The sequence below is a fragment of the Acinetobacter sp. YH01005 genome (assembly GCF_013420465.1).
Lineage (GTDB): Bacteria > Pseudomonadota > Gammaproteobacteria > Pseudomonadales > Moraxellaceae > Acinetobacter > Acinetobacter amyesii.
Genome location: NZ_VOYA01000004.1, coordinates 113,862 through 131,100 on the forward strand (window position 1 = coordinate 113,862; position 17,239 = coordinate 131,100).

A 17,239-nucleotide genomic window follows, 5' to 3' on the forward strand; every position below is an offset into this window, starting at 1 on the left:
ATAAAATGTTTAAATTTCTAGCTGGATTTGGGTCAATTGTACGTTCGTTGTGGATGGTATTCTCACACGCGACACGTAAACGTGACACCATTTTATATCCAGAGGTTAAAGCGGAAGACATCGTACCACCACGTTTCCGTGGTCGTATCGTGTTAACGCGTGACCCTGATGGCGAAGAGCGCTGTGTAGCATGTAACCTTTGTGCGGTTGCATGTCCAGTCGGCTGTATTTCACTACAAAAAGCTGAAAAAGAAGATGGTCGTTGGTATCCGGAATTTTTCCGTATCAACTTCTCACGTTGTATTTTCTGCGGTATGTGTGAAGAAGCATGTCCTACGACTGCGATTCAAATGACACCTGACTTTGAGTTAGGTGAGTATGTTCGTCAGGACTTAGTATATGAGAAAGAAAACCTTCTTATCTCAGGTCCTGGTAAATACCCAGACTATAACTTCTACCGCGTAACAGGTATGGCTGTTGCTGGTAAAGATAAAGGTCAGGCTCAACGCGAAAGCACACCAGTTGATGTACGGAGTCTATTACCATGATGTGGCCATTTTATTTGATGGCGCTTGTGGCCATCGTCTCTACCGTTCGTGTTGTAACTAACACGAACCCAGTACATGCTTTATTAAGCTTGATTATCTCTTTACTTGCAGTTGCAGGTATCTTCATGATCGTGGGTGCGCCGTTTGCCGGTGCCCTCGAAATTATCGTTTACGCTGGCGCAATTATGGTGCTATTCGTATTCGTCGTGATGATGCTGAATCTTGGTCAAAATACTGTTGAACAAGAAAGCAAATGGCTGACTTCTTCAGCGTGGGCATATCCTGCGTTGATGAGCTTTCTAATGGGTCTAATCCTTGTTTGGATGTTGAAGTCAGACTACACAACTGCTGGCACTGTCATGGGTGCTCAAGTTGTCGGTCCGAAAGAAGTGGGTACTTCACTCTTTACTCAGTACTTATTGCTGGTTGAAGTTGCTGCGATGTTATTGCTTGGCGCACTTGTCGCTGCATTCCATCTTGGCAAACGTGAGCCAGGTGCAGAAGAGGACAAAGAATAATGGGCAACATCCCTTTAGAACATGGTTTGATCGTTGCAACCATTCTTTTTGCACTGGGTTTTTACGGTGTGATGGTTCGACGCAACCTACTATTTATTTTAATGAGCCTTGAAATCATGATGAACGCTGCTGCTTTAGCGTTCGTTTTGGCAGGAAGCGCATGGGCACAGCCAGATGGTCAAGTGATGTTTATCTTGATCTTAACGCTTGCTGCAGCAGAGGCGTGTATCGGTCTTGCGATCGTCCTTCAGTTCTATCATCGCTTCCATCATCTGGATGTGGATGCTGCTAGTGAGATGCGCGGATGAGTTATTTATATTTAACAGTACTTTTCCCGCTAATTGGTTTTATCCTGTTGGCGGCAGGTCGTAAAAACCTTCCTGAATCAGTTGCTGCAATTATTGGTGCAGGTTCAGTTGGTCTTTCAGCTTTATTTGCATTAATTGCCGGTATCGACTTTGTTAATAATGGTTCAGTTGCAACAACTCAGCATCTTTGGACTTGGTTCAGTGCAGGTAACTTAGCACCGGGCTTCACGCTTCATTTAGATGGCTTATCATTATTGATGATGGGCATGATTACAGGTGTGGGTTTCTTAATTCACATCTTTGCAACATGGTACATGCGTGGCGAAGAAGACTTTGCACGTTTCTTCTCATACTTCAACCTATTCGTAGCAAGCATGCTGCTTTTAGTGTTGGGTGACAACTTAGCATTGTTATTCTTGGGTTGGGAAGGTGTAGGTCTATGTTCATACCTATTGATTGGTTACTACTACCAAACACCTGCAAACGGTTTTGCTGCTATTAAAGCATTCACTGTGACACGTGTGGGTGACGTATTCCTACTGATCGCATTGTTCTTGATCTACCAACAATTCGGCACTTTAAACATTGCAGAAGTTGTAGCTGCTGCGCCAACAGTTTTGGCTCAGAGTTCTTCGATTGCGATTTGGACTGCATTGATGTTGTTCTTGGGTGCTGCAGGTAAATCTGCTCAGATCCCATTACAAACATGGTTGGCAGATGCGATGGCTGGTCCTACACCAGTATCTGCATTGATTCACGCAGCAACAATGGTAACGGCGGGTGTTTACCTATGTAGCCGTATGTTCAGCGTGTTTGAACAAGCGCCAGAAGTGATGATGTTCATCTCAATCACGGGTGCAGTGACATTGTTAGTAGCAGGCTTTGCTGCATTGGTACAAACAGACATCAAACGTATTTTGGCTTACTCTACTATGAGTCAGTTGGGTTATATGTTTATGGCTGTAGGTGCTGAAGCTTACCAAGCTGGTCTATTCCACATGCTGACTCACGCATTCTTCAAGGCATTATTATTCTTGTCTTCTGGTGCAGTGATTTTGGCTTACCATCACGAACAAAACATCTTCAAGATGGGTGGTCTATTCCACAAAAACAAATTCTTGTTTGCTTGTTTCGCGATTGGTGGTGGTGCATTGGCAGCGATTCCATTCATCACGATCGGCTTCTTCTCGAAAGATGCGATTCTTGGTGCGGTATGGGTGAAAGGTCAAGCGATTGCAGTTTATGACTGCTTGTACTGGACTGGCGTAGCAGGTGCGTTCTTAACTTCAATTTATACATTCCGTCTTATTTGGGTTGTATTCTTTGGTAAAGAAAACACGCCTTACCATGAAATCAAAGGTGTAACTTACTGGGGTCCATTGGCGATTCTTGCAGTGCTTTCAACTGGTTTAGCTTATGTCTTAAAAGCACCAGTAACGAATATTTTAAATGCTGCACAAATCCCAGCATTTAATATTCCAGAAGCACTAGAACACGGTATGCATAGCGCTGAATACACAGCTGTTGGTATTGCACTTGCGGGTCTTGCAGTAGGTGTGGTGTTATTTGCCTTTGCTTATGGTGCAGTGAAATCGTTCGCGAAAACTTCACTGGGCGCGGGTCTTGCAAATATCTGTCGTAATGCACTTGGTTTCGATGCTTTGTACAACATTGTTTTCGTTAAGCCTTATTTACTACTGGCTAAAATCTTTGGTCGTGATCCAATTGACGGCTTATGGCTTGTATTGCCTGCACTTGTTAAAGGCGGTAATAGCTTTACAAGTTCACGTCAAACAGGTTCATTGCGTGAATACGCATCTAGTATGGCATTCGGTACGTTTGCATTACTATTGATCCTGGTCGTGATTCAGGTCGTGGGGAAATAAAATGGAAACTCCAAACAATTTAATTCTACCCGCTCTGATCCTTATTCCGTTCATTGCAGGTTTTGTATGCTGGCTTGTCGATAAACTCGACAAGCACTTACCACGCTATATTGCCTTAATTGGTATGCTATTAACGTTGGTGTTAACCGTCGTTTTATGGCAAAGCGGTACTTATAACTACGAGTTGGGTACGCAAGCTCCACAGTGGGCTGCTCAATTTAACCTACCGTGGATTACCACTTTAGGGATTAACATTCACCTTGCGGTGGATGGTCTTTCACTGCTTATGGTGGGTTTAACTGCATTACTGGGTGTACTTGCAGTTGGCTGTTCATGGGGTGAGATTCAAAAGAACGTTGGTTTCTTCCACTTAAACCTACTGTGGTCTTTAGGTGGTGTGATCGGTGTATTCTTAGCAATTGACATGTTCCTATTCTTCTTCTTCTGGGAGATGATGCTGGTACCAATCTACTTCTTGATCGCACTTTGGGGTCATAAAGGGGCAGAAGGTAAGTCACGCGTTTACGCTGCAACTAAATTCTTTATCTATACTCAGGTTGCGGGTCTGATCATGTTGATCGGTATCTTGGGTCTAGTGGTTGTTGGCTTCCAACTTCACGGTCAAATCAGCTTTAACTATGACTTCTTGATGAGTGTTGCACACACTGTTGAGGCGAAAGCTCCAGCACTTGCGTATGCATTCATGATCTGTATGTTCATTGGTTTTGCGGTAAAACTTCCAGTTTTCCCTTTACACGGCTGGTTACCAGATGCACATGCGCAAGCACCTACAGCGGGTTCTGTCGACCTTGCAGGTATCTTGATTAAAACTGCGGCTTATGGTCTTTTACGTTTCGTTATTCCATTCTTCCCAGTAGCATCTGCTCAGTTTGCTGACATCGCGATCATTCTTGGTCTAATCGGTATTTTCTACGGTGCATGGTGTGCATTCCAACAAACAGACATGAAACGTCTGCTTGCGTACACATCTATTTCGCACATGGGCTTCGTACTTCTTGCTTTGTATGCAGGTAACATCCTGACATTCCAAGGCTTAATGATTATGATGCTGGCTCACGGTCTATCTTCTGCCGCATTGTTCATTATGTGTGGTCAGGTTTACGAACGTCTGCATACACGTGACATGCGTTTGATGGGCGGTATTCGTGGTCAGTTCCAATACCTTTCATTCTTCTTAATGTTCTTTGTTGCGGCACTTGTAGGTATTCCGGGTCTAGGTAACTTCATCGGTGAATTCCTGATCTTGATGGGTTCTTATGACAAGTTCCCTGTGTACACAATCCTTGCTGCAGTAAGCTTAGTATTTGCCGGCCTTTACGGTTTAATCCTGATCCACAAAGCGTTGTTTGGTACACCAAACGAAGAACAAAAACAGCATTACGCAAATCCGTTGAAAGACTTAAATGCGCGTGAAGTTGTGATTCTTTTAATCTGTGCTCTTGGTCTAGTATGGCTTGGTCTATTCCCACAAACCTTCCTTGATATTTCAAATTCAAGCATGGCGTGGATTGCAAATAGCTATATTCCAGTTCAAGAAGTCGTTGATGTTGTGCAGCAGATTGCTGTACAACCTGAAAATGTGGAGATGCAATAAGCCATGGACTTCACAATGTCATTTTCTGAGCTTATGCCATTAGCTCCTGTGATGATCGTGGCTTTAACTGCGATCGTCGTGATGTTGCTAATTGCAATCAAGCGTAACCACAATTTAGTTGCAACGACTTCCGTTATCGGTCTGAACCTTGCAGCCTTTTATATTATTTTTGTTTTCGTTGCAGGGCAGTATGCACCTGCAAACGTAATGAATTTGTTCATCGTAGATCCATTTACGATGTTGTACCAATTCGTGATTTTGATTGCAGCACTTGCTTGCTGCACATTGTCACATGCGTATATCGAAACCTATAAAGATAACCGTGAAGAACTTTATATCTTGATGCTGTGCTCTGTAACAGGTGCATTGTTAATGGTTGCAAGTTCGCACTATGCGTCTTTCTTTATCAGTCTTGAGTTAATGTCGATTCCTGTATACGGCCTATTGGCTTATACACACCAACGTTCACAGTCGCTTGAAGCGGGTGTGAAATACTTGGTGCTTTCAGCAACTGCTTCTGCGATGTTGTTGATGGGTATGGCTTATGTATATGCGTACACAGGTACAATGGCATTCGTTGCTGAACCAGGCAAAATGTTCACAACATTCAGCCAACCGGGTGTAGTCCTTGGTCTTGCACTGATTGTTTTTGCTGTTGCATTTAAATTGTCTCTTGCGCCATTCCACAAATGGACACCAGACGTGTATGCAGGTGCGCCAGCGCCAATCGCGACATTCTTAGCGACTGTGGCTAAAGTGGCAATGATCGGTCTATTCGTTCGTTACTTCTTGGCTTCTGGCTTAATCCTTTCTGACAGCTTCATCACGATCGTGACCATCATTGCAGTATTGTCTATCCTTGCGGGTAACTTACTAGCAGTACGTCAAGTGAACTTGAAACGTATCCTTGCATACTCTTCAATCGCTCACTTTGGTTACTTACTTGTTGCGATTGTCAGTGCACGTAATACTGACTTTGTTCAAGTACAAGGCTTTGCAACATTCAGCAGCGTCAACGTCTATGTGATTACTTATGTATTAACAACGATTGGTGCGTTCGGTGTTGTGACACTGATGTCTAGCCCTTACAACAACAAAGACGAAGCAGGTAGCCTTGCGGAGTACCGTGGTTTGTTCTGGCGTCGTCCAGTGTTGACTGCAACACTGACTGTCATGATGTTATCTCTTGCAGGTATCCCATTAACAGCTGGCTTTATTGGTAAGTTCCTTGTGATCAAAACAGCGGTTGCTGGTGGTTCATGGTTCTTAGCTGCGATGGTGATCCTTGGTTCAGGTATCGGTTTGTACTACTACCTACGTGTGATGATTGTGATGTACATGACTCCACCGGAAAACCCACGTATCGATGCTGTCGATCATTGGGGTCAAAAAGTGGGTGGTATTATGGTGCTTGGCGCAGCTGCACTTGTGTTGTTGATCGGTGTATATCCAGATCCAATCATTGCAGTATCTCAAGTGGCATACTTTGCGATTTCACCTGAATTACAACAGTTCATTTTTAGCTTAATTCAGAGTGGTTTTAACTAATGAATTAAGCAATTAATTTGCTTATTACAAAAAAGCCTCCTGTAAAGGGGGCTTTTTTATTTTTATCATTTGTTAAATAGCTTTATAATGGTTGAAATTTTATCTTAACCTTTTAGGTGTTCTCCCGTGGCTATCCATGAAATCCGTCATCCGCTTATTCGACATAAACTCGGCTTACTTCGTCGTGCAGATATTAGTACTAAAAACTTCCGTGAGCTTGCTCAAGAAGTGACTATGCTTCTGACTTATGAAGCAACGAAAGATTTACCAATGGTCGATCATGAAATTGATGGTTGGAATGGTAAAGTAACTGTAGATCGTATTGCCGGTAAAAAAATAACAGTCGTACCGATTTTACGTGCAGGTATTGGTATGTTGGATGGTTTCTTAAACCTGATTCCAAGTGCAAAAGTATCTGTATTGGGTTTAGAGCGTGACGAAGAAACTTTAGAAGCGCGTACTTACTACAAAAAATTAGTACCAGACGTACAAAACCGTTTAGCCATGATTATTGACCCAATGCTTGCAACAGGTTCATCGCTCGTCGCTGCTATTGACGTTCTAAAAGCCAGTGGTTGTAAAGATATTCGTGTCATGGTGCTTGTAGCAGCTCCAGAAGGCATTAAACGTGTGAATGAAGCTCACCCAGATGTGACCATTTATACAGCATCTGTAGACCAAGGTTTAAATGAAAACGGTTATATCGTTCCTGGTCTTGGCGATGCAGGCGATAAAATTTTCGGTTCAGTTCAAAAAGAATAATTTTTGCATCATGAACAGAAAAGGGGCTTTTATAGCCTCTTTTTTATATACTAAAGACATTGGCATAAATGGAATAGGGTACTTTATGAAGTCCGAACAATATAAAGGTAAAGTTAAACAGTACAATCCTGAAAAGGGCTTTGGCTTTCTTTCATGCGAAGAAGGTGATGTATTTTTCCATATCTCTGACTTTCCCGCAGATGGTGTCGAACCAAAACGTAATGATCGTGTGAAATTTAATGTGGTGAAAAATGGTGATCGTTATAAAGCCATAAACATTGAGCGTGAAGAAGACAAATCTGCAAAAGCTAAAAAATCTAAAGTAGTGGCAAATAACCAGTCAATTACTTCAGCTTTGCTTTCGAATTTGCGTAAATAATGTGATTGTAAGATTTCATGGAAATCTTTGAAATTGAAAAAGAGGTCTATAGGGTCTCTTTTTTTATTATCATAAGAGTATTAAAAGAAAAGATGAGAGACAATTTTTATGTTTAAAGAGGGGAAAATCAAAAGCTATAACGTTGAGCGCGGCTTTGGATTTATACAACAAGATCAAGCAAAGGATTTATTTTTTCATATTCGTGATTTTCCTAGCCGATACATCGAACCACGTGTTGGAGAAAATCTCAAATATAGGATTGAAGCAGATCAAGGTAAATTTAAAGCGGTAAATATCATCCGTTTAGATTTGAAAAAAGAGCAGTCCACTCATGAACAGATAAATCCGTCATTTGAATCAAGGTCGGATCGAGTGAATGACCAAGCTACTCCTCACGATACAGCCAAAGGCACAGTCTGGGGCAGTAAAATCTTCAGCATGATTGGACTCATTGTAATTGTAGTATTAGCTGTGGCTGTATATGGGAAATATCAGCAGTACCAAGAACAGAAGCAGCTACATTTACAACAGCTCATGCAAGAAAATGAAAACATCGTAAAAGAACAACGTAAAGCACAGGGGGATTTGCCCGATCGGGTGCTGTCTGAGCAAGGTGAAAAAAATCTATATGGCACAGGTTCTAGTGAATTACGTAAAGACCCAATTGTGATTCAGGCAGATGAACAACCTACTGTTGTAGCGCCCACAAAAACAGAGCAGGCTAAATATAAATGTGATGGGCGTACACATTGTAGTCAGATGCGTTCTTATGATGAAGCTGTGTTTTTCATTCGTAATTGTCCAGGTACAAAAATGGACGGAAACAACGACGGAATACCTTGCGAACGACAATTTAATAAATAAGAAAAAGCGCCATTAGGCGCTTTTTTATTTAGACAGATTTTTCACAAAATTGCATAAAGGCTTTGAGACCCGGTCCTTGGTATTTCTGACGATGTACCAACATGAATAATGGACGGGCAAGTTGCCAAAACGGCGTATCTAAAACCACCAATTGACCTTTTTCACGTAAAGGCTCAATTGCCAGTTTAGAAATACATGACATACCAAGACCACCTGCCACGATTTTTAGAATGGCTTCGTTATGACCCAAGGTTAAACGAATATTGGCATCTGGCAGGTCTTTTAAAATTGCGTTATCAAATACTTCACGTGTGCCTGAACCTTCTTCACGTAAGATCCATTCTACGTTATCAAAGTCAGCTGCAGTGAGTGCACGATCCAACTTCGCTAAGGGGTGCTCTGGTGAACAGCATACTGCAAGTTCATCGTCACGCCAGTGAATACATTGTAGCTGTGGCAGATGACATGAACCTTCAATTAAGGCCAAATCCAACTGAAATTGGTTTACCGCTTCAATCATTTGGCGGGTATTGCCGACTTGAAGTTGTAAATGTGCTTGAGGCTGAATTTGTAAGAAATCTGCCATGAGGTCTGGCATCAAGTAGTCACTGATGGTTAGGGTCGCACCCAAACGCAGATCAATACTTTGTAGTTCGCCTTTTGCTGCTTGTTCAAAAGCTTCACAGCGCCCTAAAATTTCCAAAGCTTGTGGCAATAAAAAACGACCCAAGTCATTCAATTGCAAGCGTTTACCAAGTCGGTCAAACAGTGGAGCACCGAGACCATCTTCGAGGTCTGCCAATGCCATACTTGCTGCACTTTGAGTAAGTTTGACAGCATCACTGGCTTTGGTAACGGTACCTTCTTGAGCGACTGCTACAAAAACAGCCAACTGGCGTAAAGTCATGCGCATGAATCAGGCCTTAACATTTAAAAAATATTAATAAATTATGCTGTCATGCTAACATGAGCACAGTCTGTCACGCCACGTTCAAATCATGTCAATTGAAAAATTTAGCTTAGAAAAGGTTTTATCTGTACACCGTTGGACCAATACTTTGTTCAGTTTTACCATGACACGCCCTGCACATTTTAAATTTACCGCTGGTCAGTTCGCACGAATTGGTTTGAAAGTGGGCGATGAATTGGTGGTTCGTGCCTATTCTGTGGTGTCGTCCCCCTTTGATGAAACTTTAGAGTTTTTCTCTATCGTCGTTCCTGATGGTGCGTTTACTTCAAATTTGCAGCATCTACAAGTGGGCGATGAGCTGTATTTAGAAAAAGTTCCATATGGTTTCCTTACCTTGGCGCGTTATCAGTTGCCATTGCCAAAGGACTTATGGCTGTTGGGAACAGGAACGGGTCTAGCACCATTTTTATCAATGCTACAAGACTTTGAAACGTGGTCTAAATACGAAAAAATTAATTTAGTCTACAGTGTGCGCACCGTATCAGAACTAGCTTATGTAGAGCGGATTCAAGAAATCGCTGAGACCTTTGGTGAAGGGCATACGGGCTTCAAATTTATACCTATTGTGACACGTGATCCAAATGCACCGCTGCATGACCGTTTACCAGTTTTAATTGAAAATGGCGAGTTAGAACAGGCGGCAGGCTTAGCGTTTAATGTGGAAACGACGCATGTCATGTTGTGTGGTAATCCACAAATGGTTGATGACACCAAGGCGGCATTAAAGGCGCGTGGTTTGACTATGAACCGTCGTGGTGAAGGCAATATTGCTGTAGAAAATTATTGGTAATCTGCCATGAAAAAAAGCTCATCGATGGATGAGCTTTTTATTTTCGGAAATTAAATAACTGATGTTACGCATGCAAAAGTAATTTTGCATTTTTAAAATGATTTTTAAGCCAATTCGACGGAGTCTTACATCAAGGGAATGAATAAAGTGATTAGCCTTCGGCTGGAGGTACTCTTACGAAGCACGCTTCTCATTAGGCAAAATGAGAAGCGTGCTTCGCAAAGAAACCATCTTGCGGTGCAATCACCTCACCGACAAAACTCGTTCACAAGCGTCTAATTATCTAAAGTATCGCAAAAACATTTTTGATTAGAAGAAGTTCTATCTCAAACACTTGCGGATGACGTTACCGCGTATCGTACTTTTATTTGAATCAAATTACGCTTCTGATGTTACTTCGTAACATCAGTTAAATAAACGTTTTGATGTTAATGCAGAATTTTATTTAAGAACTGCTGCGCTCGTTCACCACGAGGAGCATTAAAGAAATCATCTTTGCTGCAGTCTTCTACAATTTTTCCTTGATCCATAAAGATCACTCGGTCTGCAACCTGACGAGCAAAGCCCATCTCATGGGTTACACACATCATGGTCATACCTTCTTTGGCAAGACCCACCATTACATCAAGCACTTCGTTAATCATCTCTGGATCAAGTGCCGAAGTTGGTTCATCAAACAGCATGGCAATCGGGTCCATACTGAGCGCACGTGCAATGGCAACACGTTGTTGCTGTCCACCTGATAACTGTGCAGGAAATTTAGCGGCATGCGCACTCAAACCCACACGATCTAAATAAGCCAAACCTTTATTCTTGGCTTCGGCTTCTGATCGACCCAAGACTTTAACCTGCGCAATGGTCAGGTTTTCGGTAATGGATAAATGTGGAAACAGTTCAAAGTGCTGGAACACCATACCGACACGACTACGCAATTTATTTAAATCGGTTTTTGGGTCATTAATGGAAATACCGTCGACTAAAATCGTACCGGCTTGAAAAGGCTCAAGTCCATTGACGGTTTTAATGAGCGTTGATTTGCCTGAACCTGAAGGTCCACACACCACAACCACTTCACCTTGTTTAATTTGAGTCGTGCAATCGGTAAGCACTTGAAAATCTTTATACCATTTACTGACATTTTGGAGGTCAATCATCGTTTTTTGATCGGTCATACACTTAACCTCCGTTGTAATTTTTTAACTGCATAGGTGGCGATCATACTAATAGTGAAATACACCAAACCAGCAAACAGAATGTATTGAGTTAACAATGACATGAGATCGCCTCGAACATAGTTGGTGCGGAAAAAGTCTAAGAGCCCGATGGCATAAACCATGGTTGAATCTTGGAACAGAATGATGGTTTGCTGTAAAAGCAGTGGCGTCATTTTGCGAAAGGACTGCGGCAAAATAATTAAGCGCATCGCTTGGCTATAGCTCATACCGAGGGCATAAGCTGCAGAAGTTTGACCTTTAGGAATCGATTGAATCCCGGCACGGACAATCTCTGAAAAGTAAGCGGCTTCAAATAGCATGAAGGCCACAATACTCGACACGAGGGCAGTATCAATCGTCAGATAGTTACCTGTAATCCCTGTGTAGATAAAGGGTACGGCAAAGTAGAACCACATCAGCACCAAGAGCAAAGGAATAGAACGAAAAAGGTTCACATAGCCTTTAGCAAAAATATTAAATACTTTAATCGAGGACAGGCGCATCAGCGCCAGTAAAGTCCCAATAAAGACACCACCAATGGTTGCCGTGATCACCACTTTGAGTGTGATGCTGAAACCATGCCATAGCGCAGGGCCAGACGCTTGAAGGTCTTGAATAAAAGAACTGAGCCATTCCATTATTTATCTCCTGCAATTAAGCCAGGAACGCGTAGGCGTTTTTCCAGAAAATTCATGAAACCAATTAAACAGATATTGATCACGATGAAAATAATGGTGACGTAGGTATAAATTTCGATGGTGTTTTGCGTGTATTCACTGATGGTTTTCATCTGTGAAATGATTTCTGCAACACCGACCAAAGACGCAACTGAGGTGTTTTTGACACAGTTGGTCAACTCAGAGCTGAGAGGTGGCAAAATCGTGCGGAATGACTGCGGTAAGATCACATAGCGGTATAGTTGAGCCGTGCTAAATCCCATGGCATAACCTGCATTGGTTTGCCCCAAAGGAAGCGCTTCAATACCAGTCCTGACTTGCTCACAGACCCGTGCAGCTGTAAAAAGACCCAAGCCGACACTTGCGGAAATTAAGGCGGTCGTATTTGCCCCAAGGTCATTCATCCACCAGCTTTTAATCGCAGCAGGGAGGAAGTTAGGTACAACATAGAACCAAATAAACAGTTGAATCAATAAGGGTACATTTCGGAAAATAGTCACGTAGGCCGTACCAATACCTCGTGCTACAGGACTCGGTAGGGTACGCATAATACCCAAGATGCTGCCAAGCACCATCGCAATGCTCCATGCCACCAAAGCGATGACAAACAGCCAGCCGATCCCAATTAAAATCCAATTCAGGTAGGTCGAATCACCTACACCTGTAGATTGGAACAGCACACCCCAATTCCAGCTATAATTCATAGGAACTCCCTATAATGAGCTTAAGCCAAAATCTGTTTGGCTTAAGCATCTTTAGAATGTTTAGGGAAAGTTATTCGTCACGGTCATGTGGATTACTAATCAATGCTTTTAATTGATCAGACATCGGGAAATTCAAATTGATATTTTTTGGTGGAATTGGCGTTTGGAACCATTTTTTATACATGTCATTGATTTCACCAGAGCTATAGGTCGCTTTGATTGCATCATCAACCACTTGTTTAAAACCAGTATCGCCTTTACGTAGCATACAACCATAGATTTCATGAATCGGTGCTGTACCCACGATTTCCCATTTATTAGGATCTTTGGCTTTCGATTTTTCACCCGCCAGCAAAATATCATCCATCATAAATGCCGCTGCACGACCATTTTGTAGCATGAGGAAAGACTCAGCGTGGTCTTTGGCAGAAATGACTTCACCAATACCTAACTCTTTTTCATGTTGACGAATATAACGCTCAGATGTAGTTCCTGCCGTGGTGACTAATTTTTTACCTTTAAGGTCAGCGAAGTCTTTAATCCCAGAGTCTTTTGCAGTAAGTAAGCGTGAACCCACTTCAAAGAAACCTGTTGAGAAATCAACTTGTTGTTGGCGTTCTTTATTGTTGGTGGTTGAACCACACTCTAAGTCGACGGTGCCATTAGAAACTAATGGAATTCGGTTTTGGCTGGTCACTAAGTTATAACGGATTTTTAAATCGGGAAGATTTAATTGTTTTTTTACTGCTTCAACTACTTTTAATTGAAGATCATGCGCATAACCCACAGGTTGGTTTGGATTATCTGCGATATATGAAAATGGAATCGATGAATCGCGATAGCCTAAAACAATCGTGCCCGATTTTTTGATCTTATCTAAAGTCCCTGAGTCAGAAACAGCAGCTTCACTTCCTGCAGCTTTATCCGTTGTAGGTGCTTTATTGTCACTACATGCGCTAAGCCCTAAAGTGAGCGCACTTGCACAGAACAAAGTTGCTAAATGTTTTTTTGACGTCATCGTTAAAACTCCTTTTACCCTGATTTAATATCCACTTTTTATGATCTTGTTACGTATTTAGTTTTATTGCTTTGTTTTTAAGAATGTTTCAACAATAAAAAAGAGATCATTTTCTACATCTTAGGTGATAAATCGAACAAGGCTCAAGCAAAATTTATTGCCGAATTGTTACTAAGAAATGGGATAAGTTATGAAGATTTTTTATAAGTAAATTTGTTATAAGCGATTGAATATTAAATGAATTATATTTATTGTGAAATAGATAATGAAAATAAAAGGGCATAAAAAAACCTCCAAATGGAGGTTTTCGGGATTAAACTTTAGTTTAATCTCCGTGTTAATGCACAAACATATCCATAAATTCACGAATTTCTTGAATCGCTGTGTCTACGTCGGAAGTCAACCAAGTCGGTTCAAAAAAGCCAGCATAATGCTCCAGTCGATCTTGGGGAACAACTAAGCGAATCGGGCATTCTTCTTCGAGCAAGCGCCAAGGAATAATAGGCACTTCATTATCTAAAAAAGCCGCAATATTTCGAATATCAATCACCATCGCATTGATGCATTCAGGGAATGGCATCACTGAAAACTCTTCAGTACGTCGGCGGAAATATTCCAAATCACCCCATTTCAACACATAACTTGGCTTACTAAATTCAATAATGCCAATAAGATGCTGATCACGAGTGTAATGAAGGGAACATTGATGAGTGACGTCAGTGTCAAGATCAAGCGTTACACCTTGTTGATGGTACGCCATAGATTTGATAACAGGTGAAAAATAAGGTGCATGATTATAGCTCATTTCATCCATCAAAAGCAGAGAATTCCATCTAGCTCAAAAAAAGCATTTATTATCGCAACACTTCTCACGCTGTAAATAAATACGATTGAAATGGTGCATTCAGTTCATTGTCCGATATTTATACCTTAGCGATTGATTTTAAATCTAAAAATAAGTCATCTATCTAAACAGTAACACGGAAATAAATTGAATTGATCTTTCAAGTTACATGTTTTCACGGATTGTAATTGTTCTTCACACAACAAAGGATATTGTATTGCTAGTATAAAAAGTGAACGACGAACAACAAAATAGCGAGGGGAATATGACACACGATTTTAATAAACCGCCCCATACCACCAGCGCAGAAGAAACAACACAAAAAAAACGTATCCCAGTGTATATGCTAATTTTAGTGGGTATCTTCTTAATCGCGTTATTATTTTATATGTTTGCAGATATGAAACCGTCTGCTTCGGATGCACCACCTGATCATCCTGCACCGAATGCACAAACTGCAACTGCCAATGATACGACTAGCGGTACAGCGGGGGATGAAGCTGTTGCCAATGATTCAAATACAGCAACTGCGACAGATCATTGATGATAAATACATGAGACAGATTTACATGATTGCAAGATCTGAACCTTAAGCATCTCATCAGAATGACACAAATAAAGCCTTGGTTATGCCAAGGCTTTTTTACATTCAATTGTGAGCTTTTGTTGGAGTTATGCATACTTTGGTTGATTAAAAAATACGCAAAAACTAAGGTGGAAAAGAAAGCTCAAGTTTAAAGCACCAATGCTGTGTGATATCGCGGCATACGTAAAAATGCACATAACAACAGATCATGTATAACAATGAGGGCGAACGTATGAATGATTATCTGGGTGGTCCGCGTGGCCGTTTTGATGCCATGTATTATTGGGAACAGTTTCACCCCATTTTAAGTGCAGTAGCAATTCTCCTGATTGGTTGGGTCATTGCTTTATTGATTGCTGCTGGCGTCAAAAAAGTTCTGCAACAATTAGGTACAAATCAAAAACTTTCAAATGCAACTGGGCACCGTTCCAATGTTGAAAATATAGTCTCCAGAGTAGTGTTCTGGATTATTTTGATCATTGCCGTCATTGGTGCGCTCAATGTGCTGAATTTGACCAGTGTCAGTGGCCCATTCAGTAATATGATTCAGCAGTTCTTGTTATTTATTCCACAGCTCTTGGCTGCGGTAGCCGTGGGTTTTATTGGTTGGATCGTGGCGAGTTTGGTCAAAGTCGGTTCAAAAAAACTGCTTGATAAAACCCAACTCGATGAAAAACTTAGTTCTGAGGTTGGCGTCAGCCCTATCAGTCAAAATATCAGTGAAATTGTATATTGGCTGATTTTGTTACTTTTCCTACCGATTGTTTTATCGATCTTGGGTTTGAACGGTCTATTGTTCCCAATCCAAAATATGGTCACTGAAGTTGTTTCTTATCTTCCCAATATCTTTATTGCCGGTGTCATCGTCTTTGTGGGTTATATTTTGGCGAAGATTGTGCGAGGTATCGTGGAAGGCTTGGTGAACAGTTTGAGTTTGCAGCAGCAAGTCGAAAAAGTGGGCATGTTTAAAAACGCAAAACTTGCTCAAGTTTTGGGTAATTTTGTCTTTGCTATAGTCATTATCACTGCATTAATTGTGGCTTTCGAAGCACTTGGTATCGAGGCGATTTCTCAGCCTGCAACAGCCATGTTACATGAGATCATGTATGCGATACCGAACATCATTGCCGCAGGTTTAATCTTAATCTTGGCCTATGTGGTGTCACGCTTTGTAGCGCGTCTAGTTGTGGATGTGATCTCGGGTACAGGTGTTGATGCTGTACCAGAAAAATTAGACATACAACGCTTTTTGGGCAAAACCAAAGTGTCGGATGTTGTCGGTTGCCTCATTGTATTTTTCACAATGTTGTTTGCGGTATCTGAAGCTGCTAACCGTTTAGGCTTTGAGCAAATCAGTGCCTTGATTGCCATGTTTATCCAGTTCGGTGCAAGTATTTTACTTGGTGCTGTAATCTTGGTGGTGGGTTTCTGGCTTGCCAATATTGTGGCAAATGTGGTGCAACGAGGGGAATATAACAGTTCACGTTGGTTAGGTAATTTGGTCCGTGTGCTGATTATGGGCTTGGTTGTAGCCATGGGCTTGCGTGCCATGGGTATTGCCGACTCGATCGTGAATTTGGCCTTTGGTTTAACGCTTGGTGCGGTTGCTGTTGCATTTGCTTTGGCCTTTGGTTTAGGCGGTCGCAATCCAGCGGAACGATTGTTATCAGATCTTATTGATAAAGCAAAACGTGAAGCCAACGAACCGAATCCAGTACAGGAACAGGCGAAGGCAAAAACCACCTTTAATACGCCAACATCGTCTACAGCGAGTCCAACGCCATCAACATCTGTGATGACTTCTGAAGTGAAAACCGATGATGGCTATCCAAACATTCAACAGGCTGTTCCCGGCGTCAGTGAAAAAGAAACCGCGACGCCAGATCAGTTGGATGTAAACCCAAGTGATCAACCACAAAATAATCCATTTGGATCGACAGGCGAGGCTGAAAATTCGGCACCTTTAACCCCGCCAAAACCAGATGATCCAAATTAAACTATTCTGTCT

Annotated in this window: 18 protein-coding genes; 12 read left to right on the forward strand and 6 right to left on the reverse strand. The window is 41.7% G+C overall.

The genetic code is table 11. The features are described 5' to 3' along the window. Nucleotides 1-5 precede the first annotated feature (5 nt). The 9 genes from nuoI (at nt 6) to FTT72_RS03390 (ending at nt 8,428) form a co-directional block, all read left to right on the forward strand. The gene (gene nuoI, locus FTT72_RS03350) at nt 6-548 is read left to right on the forward strand and encodes an NADH-quinone oxidoreductase subunit NuoI (protein ID WP_078191099.1); all 543 of its coding nucleotides are present in this window, start codon (nt 6-8) and stop codon (nt 546-548) included. Then, nucleotides 548-1,066 (forward strand): NADH-quinone oxidoreductase subunit J, encoded by a 519-nt coding sequence (gene nuoJ, locus FTT72_RS03355; protein ID WP_171262661.1) that lies wholly within the window; start codon nt 548-550, stop codon nt 1,064-1,066. The genes nuoI and nuoJ overlap by 1 nt, the downstream gene beginning before the upstream one ends. Continuing rightward, nucleotides 1,066-1,374: an NADH-quinone oxidoreductase subunit NuoK gene (gene nuoK / locus FTT72_RS03360; protein ID WP_067665227.1), complete on the forward strand. Its 309-nt coding sequence runs from the start codon at nt 1,066-1,068 to the stop codon at nt 1,372-1,374. The genes nuoJ and nuoK overlap by 1 nt, the downstream gene beginning before the upstream one ends. Beyond that, entirely contained in the window at nt 1,371-3,260 is a 1,890-nt protein-coding gene (gene nuoL, locus FTT72_RS03365) for an NADH-quinone oxidoreductase subunit L (RefSeq protein WP_078191097.1), read from the forward strand. The genes nuoK and nuoL overlap by 4 nt, the downstream gene beginning before the upstream one ends. A 1-nt stretch (nt 3,261) precedes the next feature. Further along, nucleotides 3,262-4,875 carry an NADH-quinone oxidoreductase subunit M gene (gene nuoM / locus FTT72_RS03370; protein ID WP_078191096.1) on the forward strand — a complete coding sequence of 538 codons (1,614 nt, stop codon included), beginning with the start codon at nt 3,262-3,264 and terminating at the stop codon, nt 4,873-4,875. Between the two features lie 3 nt (nt 4,876-4,878). After that, entirely contained in the window at nt 4,879-6,423 is a 1,545-nt protein-coding gene (gene nuoN / locus FTT72_RS03375; RefSeq protein WP_078191095.1) for an NADH-quinone oxidoreductase subunit NuoN, read from the forward strand. Nucleotides 6,424-6,549: 126 nt separating this feature from the next. Continuing rightward, nucleotides 6,550-7,185, forward strand: coding sequence for a uracil phosphoribosyltransferase (upp, locus tag FTT72_RS03380; RefSeq protein ID WP_180009325.1), 636 nt, complete (start codon nt 6,550-6,552; stop codon nt 7,183-7,185). 85 nt (nt 7,186-7,270) lie between these two features. Beyond that, nucleotides 7,271-7,564, forward strand: coding sequence for a cold shock domain-containing protein (locus tag FTT72_RS03385; RefSeq protein WP_078192288.1), 294 nt, complete (start codon nt 7,271-7,273; stop codon nt 7,562-7,564). Between the two features lie 108 nt (nt 7,565-7,672). After that, nucleotides 7,673-8,428 (forward strand): cold shock domain-containing protein, encoded by a 756-nt coding sequence (locus FTT72_RS03390; protein WP_180177867.1) that lies wholly within the window; start codon nt 7,673-7,675, stop codon nt 8,426-8,428. 28 nt (nt 8,429-8,456) lie between these two features. On the opposite strand, the gene gigC is transcribed toward FTT72_RS03390, so the two are convergent. Next, nucleotides 8,457-9,341: a LysR family transcriptional regulator GigC gene (gene gigC / locus FTT72_RS03395; protein ID WP_078191091.1), complete on the reverse strand. Its 885-nt coding sequence runs from the start codon at nt 9,339-9,341 to the stop codon at nt 8,457-8,459. A gap of 85 nt (nt 9,342-9,426) precedes the next feature. Here gigC and FTT72_RS03400 point away from each other — a divergent pair, with 85 nt between their 5' ends. Continuing rightward, entirely contained in the window at nt 9,427-10,188 is a 762-nt protein-coding gene (locus tag FTT72_RS03400) for a ferredoxin--NADP reductase (RefSeq protein ID WP_180021330.1), read from the forward strand. A 428-nt stretch (nt 10,189-10,616) separates the two neighbouring features. Here the strand turns inward: FTT72_RS03400 and FTT72_RS03405 are convergent, their stop codons facing one another. The 5 genes from FTT72_RS03405 to FTT72_RS03425 all read right to left on the reverse strand — a co-directional run bounded on the left by FTT72_RS03405 (nt 10,617) and on the right by FTT72_RS03425 (nt 14,561). After that, a complete protein-coding gene (locus FTT72_RS03405; RefSeq protein WP_373686885.1) occupies nt 10,617-11,360 on the reverse strand; it encodes an amino acid ABC transporter ATP-binding protein in 744 nt (247 codons plus the stop codon). Next, nucleotides 11,357-12,040, reverse strand: coding sequence for an ABC transporter permease subunit (locus tag FTT72_RS03410; protein ID WP_168378570.1), 684 nt, complete (start codon nt 12,038-12,040; stop codon nt 11,357-11,359). Before FTT72_RS03410 ends, FTT72_RS03405 begins: the two co-directional genes overlap by 4 nt. After that, nucleotides 12,040-12,783 (reverse strand): amino acid ABC transporter permease, encoded by a 744-nt coding sequence (locus tag FTT72_RS03415; RefSeq protein ID WP_078191087.1) that lies wholly within the window; start codon nt 12,781-12,783, stop codon nt 12,040-12,042. The genes FTT72_RS03410 and FTT72_RS03415 overlap by 1 nt, the downstream gene beginning before the upstream one ends. Nucleotides 12,784-12,853: 70 nt before the next feature. After that, on the reverse strand, nt 12,854-13,801 hold the full coding sequence (locus tag FTT72_RS03420) for a transporter substrate-binding domain-containing protein (protein ID WP_180055541.1): 948 nt from the start codon (nt 13,799-13,801) through the stop codon (nt 12,854-12,856). A gap of 337 nt (nt 13,802-14,138) precedes the next feature. Next, the gene (locus FTT72_RS03425; RefSeq protein WP_078191199.1) at nt 14,139-14,561 is read right to left on the reverse strand and encodes a hypothetical protein; all 423 of its coding nucleotides are present in this window, start codon (nt 14,559-14,561) and stop codon (nt 14,139-14,141) included. A gap of 349 nt (nt 14,562-14,910) precedes the next feature. Here FTT72_RS03425 and FTT72_RS03430 point away from each other — a divergent pair, with 349 nt between their 5' ends. Both FTT72_RS03430 and FTT72_RS03435 read left to right on the forward strand, forming a co-directional pair. Beyond that, on the forward strand, nt 14,911-15,189 hold the full coding sequence (locus tag FTT72_RS03430) for a hypothetical protein (protein WP_078191085.1): 279 nt from the start codon (nt 14,911-14,913) through the stop codon (nt 15,187-15,189). A gap of 274 nt (nt 15,190-15,463) precedes the next feature. Next, nucleotides 15,464-17,227, forward strand: a complete 1,764-nt coding sequence (locus FTT72_RS03435) for a mechanosensitive ion channel (RefSeq protein WP_180177868.1) — start codon at nt 15,464-15,466, stop codon at nt 17,225-17,227. Nucleotides 17,228-17,239: the final 12 nt, after the last annotated feature.

Excerpts from the sequence above, each read along its gene's own strand:
- FTT72_RS03430 (WP_078191085.1), top strand. The coding sequence starts at position 14,911 with ATGACACACGATTTTAATAAACCGCCCCATACCACCAGCGCAGAAGAA.
- FTT72_RS03405 (WP_373686885.1), bottom strand. The coding sequence starts at position 11,360 with ATGACCGATCAAAAAACGATGATTGACCTCCAAAATGTCAGTAAATGG.
- FTT72_RS03385 (WP_078192288.1), top strand. The coding sequence starts at position 7,271 with ATGAAGTCCGAACAATATAAAGGTAAAGTTAAACAGTACAATCCTGAA.
- gigC (WP_078191091.1), bottom strand. The coding sequence starts at position 9,341 with ATGCGCATGACTTTACGCCAGTTGGCTGTTTTTGTAGCAGTCGCTCAA.
- nuoM (WP_078191096.1), top strand. The coding sequence starts at position 3,262 with ATGGAAACTCCAAACAATTTAATTCTACCCGCTCTGATCCTTATTCCG.
- FTT72_RS03435 (WP_180177868.1), top strand. The coding sequence starts at position 15,464 with ATGAATGATTATCTGGGTGGTCCGCGTGGCCGTTTTGATGCCATGTAT.
- nuoJ (WP_171262661.1), top strand. The coding sequence starts at position 548 with ATGTGGCCATTTTATTTGATGGCGCTTGTGGCCATCGTCTCTACCGTT.
- nuoK (WP_067665227.1), top strand. The coding sequence starts at position 1,066 with ATGGGCAACATCCCTTTAGAACATGGTTTGATCGTTGCAACCATTCTT.
- nuoL (WP_078191097.1), top strand. The coding sequence starts at position 1,371 with ATGAGTTATTTATATTTAACAGTACTTTTCCCGCTAATTGGTTTTATC.
- FTT72_RS03415 (WP_078191087.1), bottom strand. The coding sequence starts at position 12,783 with ATGAATTATAGCTGGAATTGGGGTGTGCTGTTCCAATCTACAGGTGTA.
- nuoI (WP_078191099.1), top strand. The coding sequence starts at position 6 with ATGTTTAAATTTCTAGCTGGATTTGGGTCAATTGTACGTTCGTTGTGG.
- FTT72_RS03390 (WP_180177867.1), top strand. The coding sequence starts at position 7,673 with ATGTTTAAAGAGGGGAAAATCAAAAGCTATAACGTTGAGCGCGGCTTT.
- FTT72_RS03400 (WP_180021330.1), top strand. The coding sequence starts at position 9,427 with ATGTCAATTGAAAAATTTAGCTTAGAAAAGGTTTTATCTGTACACCGT.
- FTT72_RS03410 (WP_168378570.1), bottom strand. The coding sequence starts at position 12,040 with ATGGAATGGCTCAGTTCTTTTATTCAAGACCTTCAAGCGTCTGGCCCT.
- nuoN (WP_078191095.1), top strand. The coding sequence starts at position 4,879 with ATGGACTTCACAATGTCATTTTCTGAGCTTATGCCATTAGCTCCTGTG.
- FTT72_RS03420 (WP_180055541.1), bottom strand. The coding sequence starts at position 13,801 with ATGACGTCAAAAAAACATTTAGCAACTTTGTTCTGTGCAAGTGCGCTC.
- FTT72_RS03425 (WP_078191199.1), bottom strand. The coding sequence starts at position 14,561 with ATGGCGTACCATCAACAAGGTGTAACGCTTGATCTTGACACTGACGTC.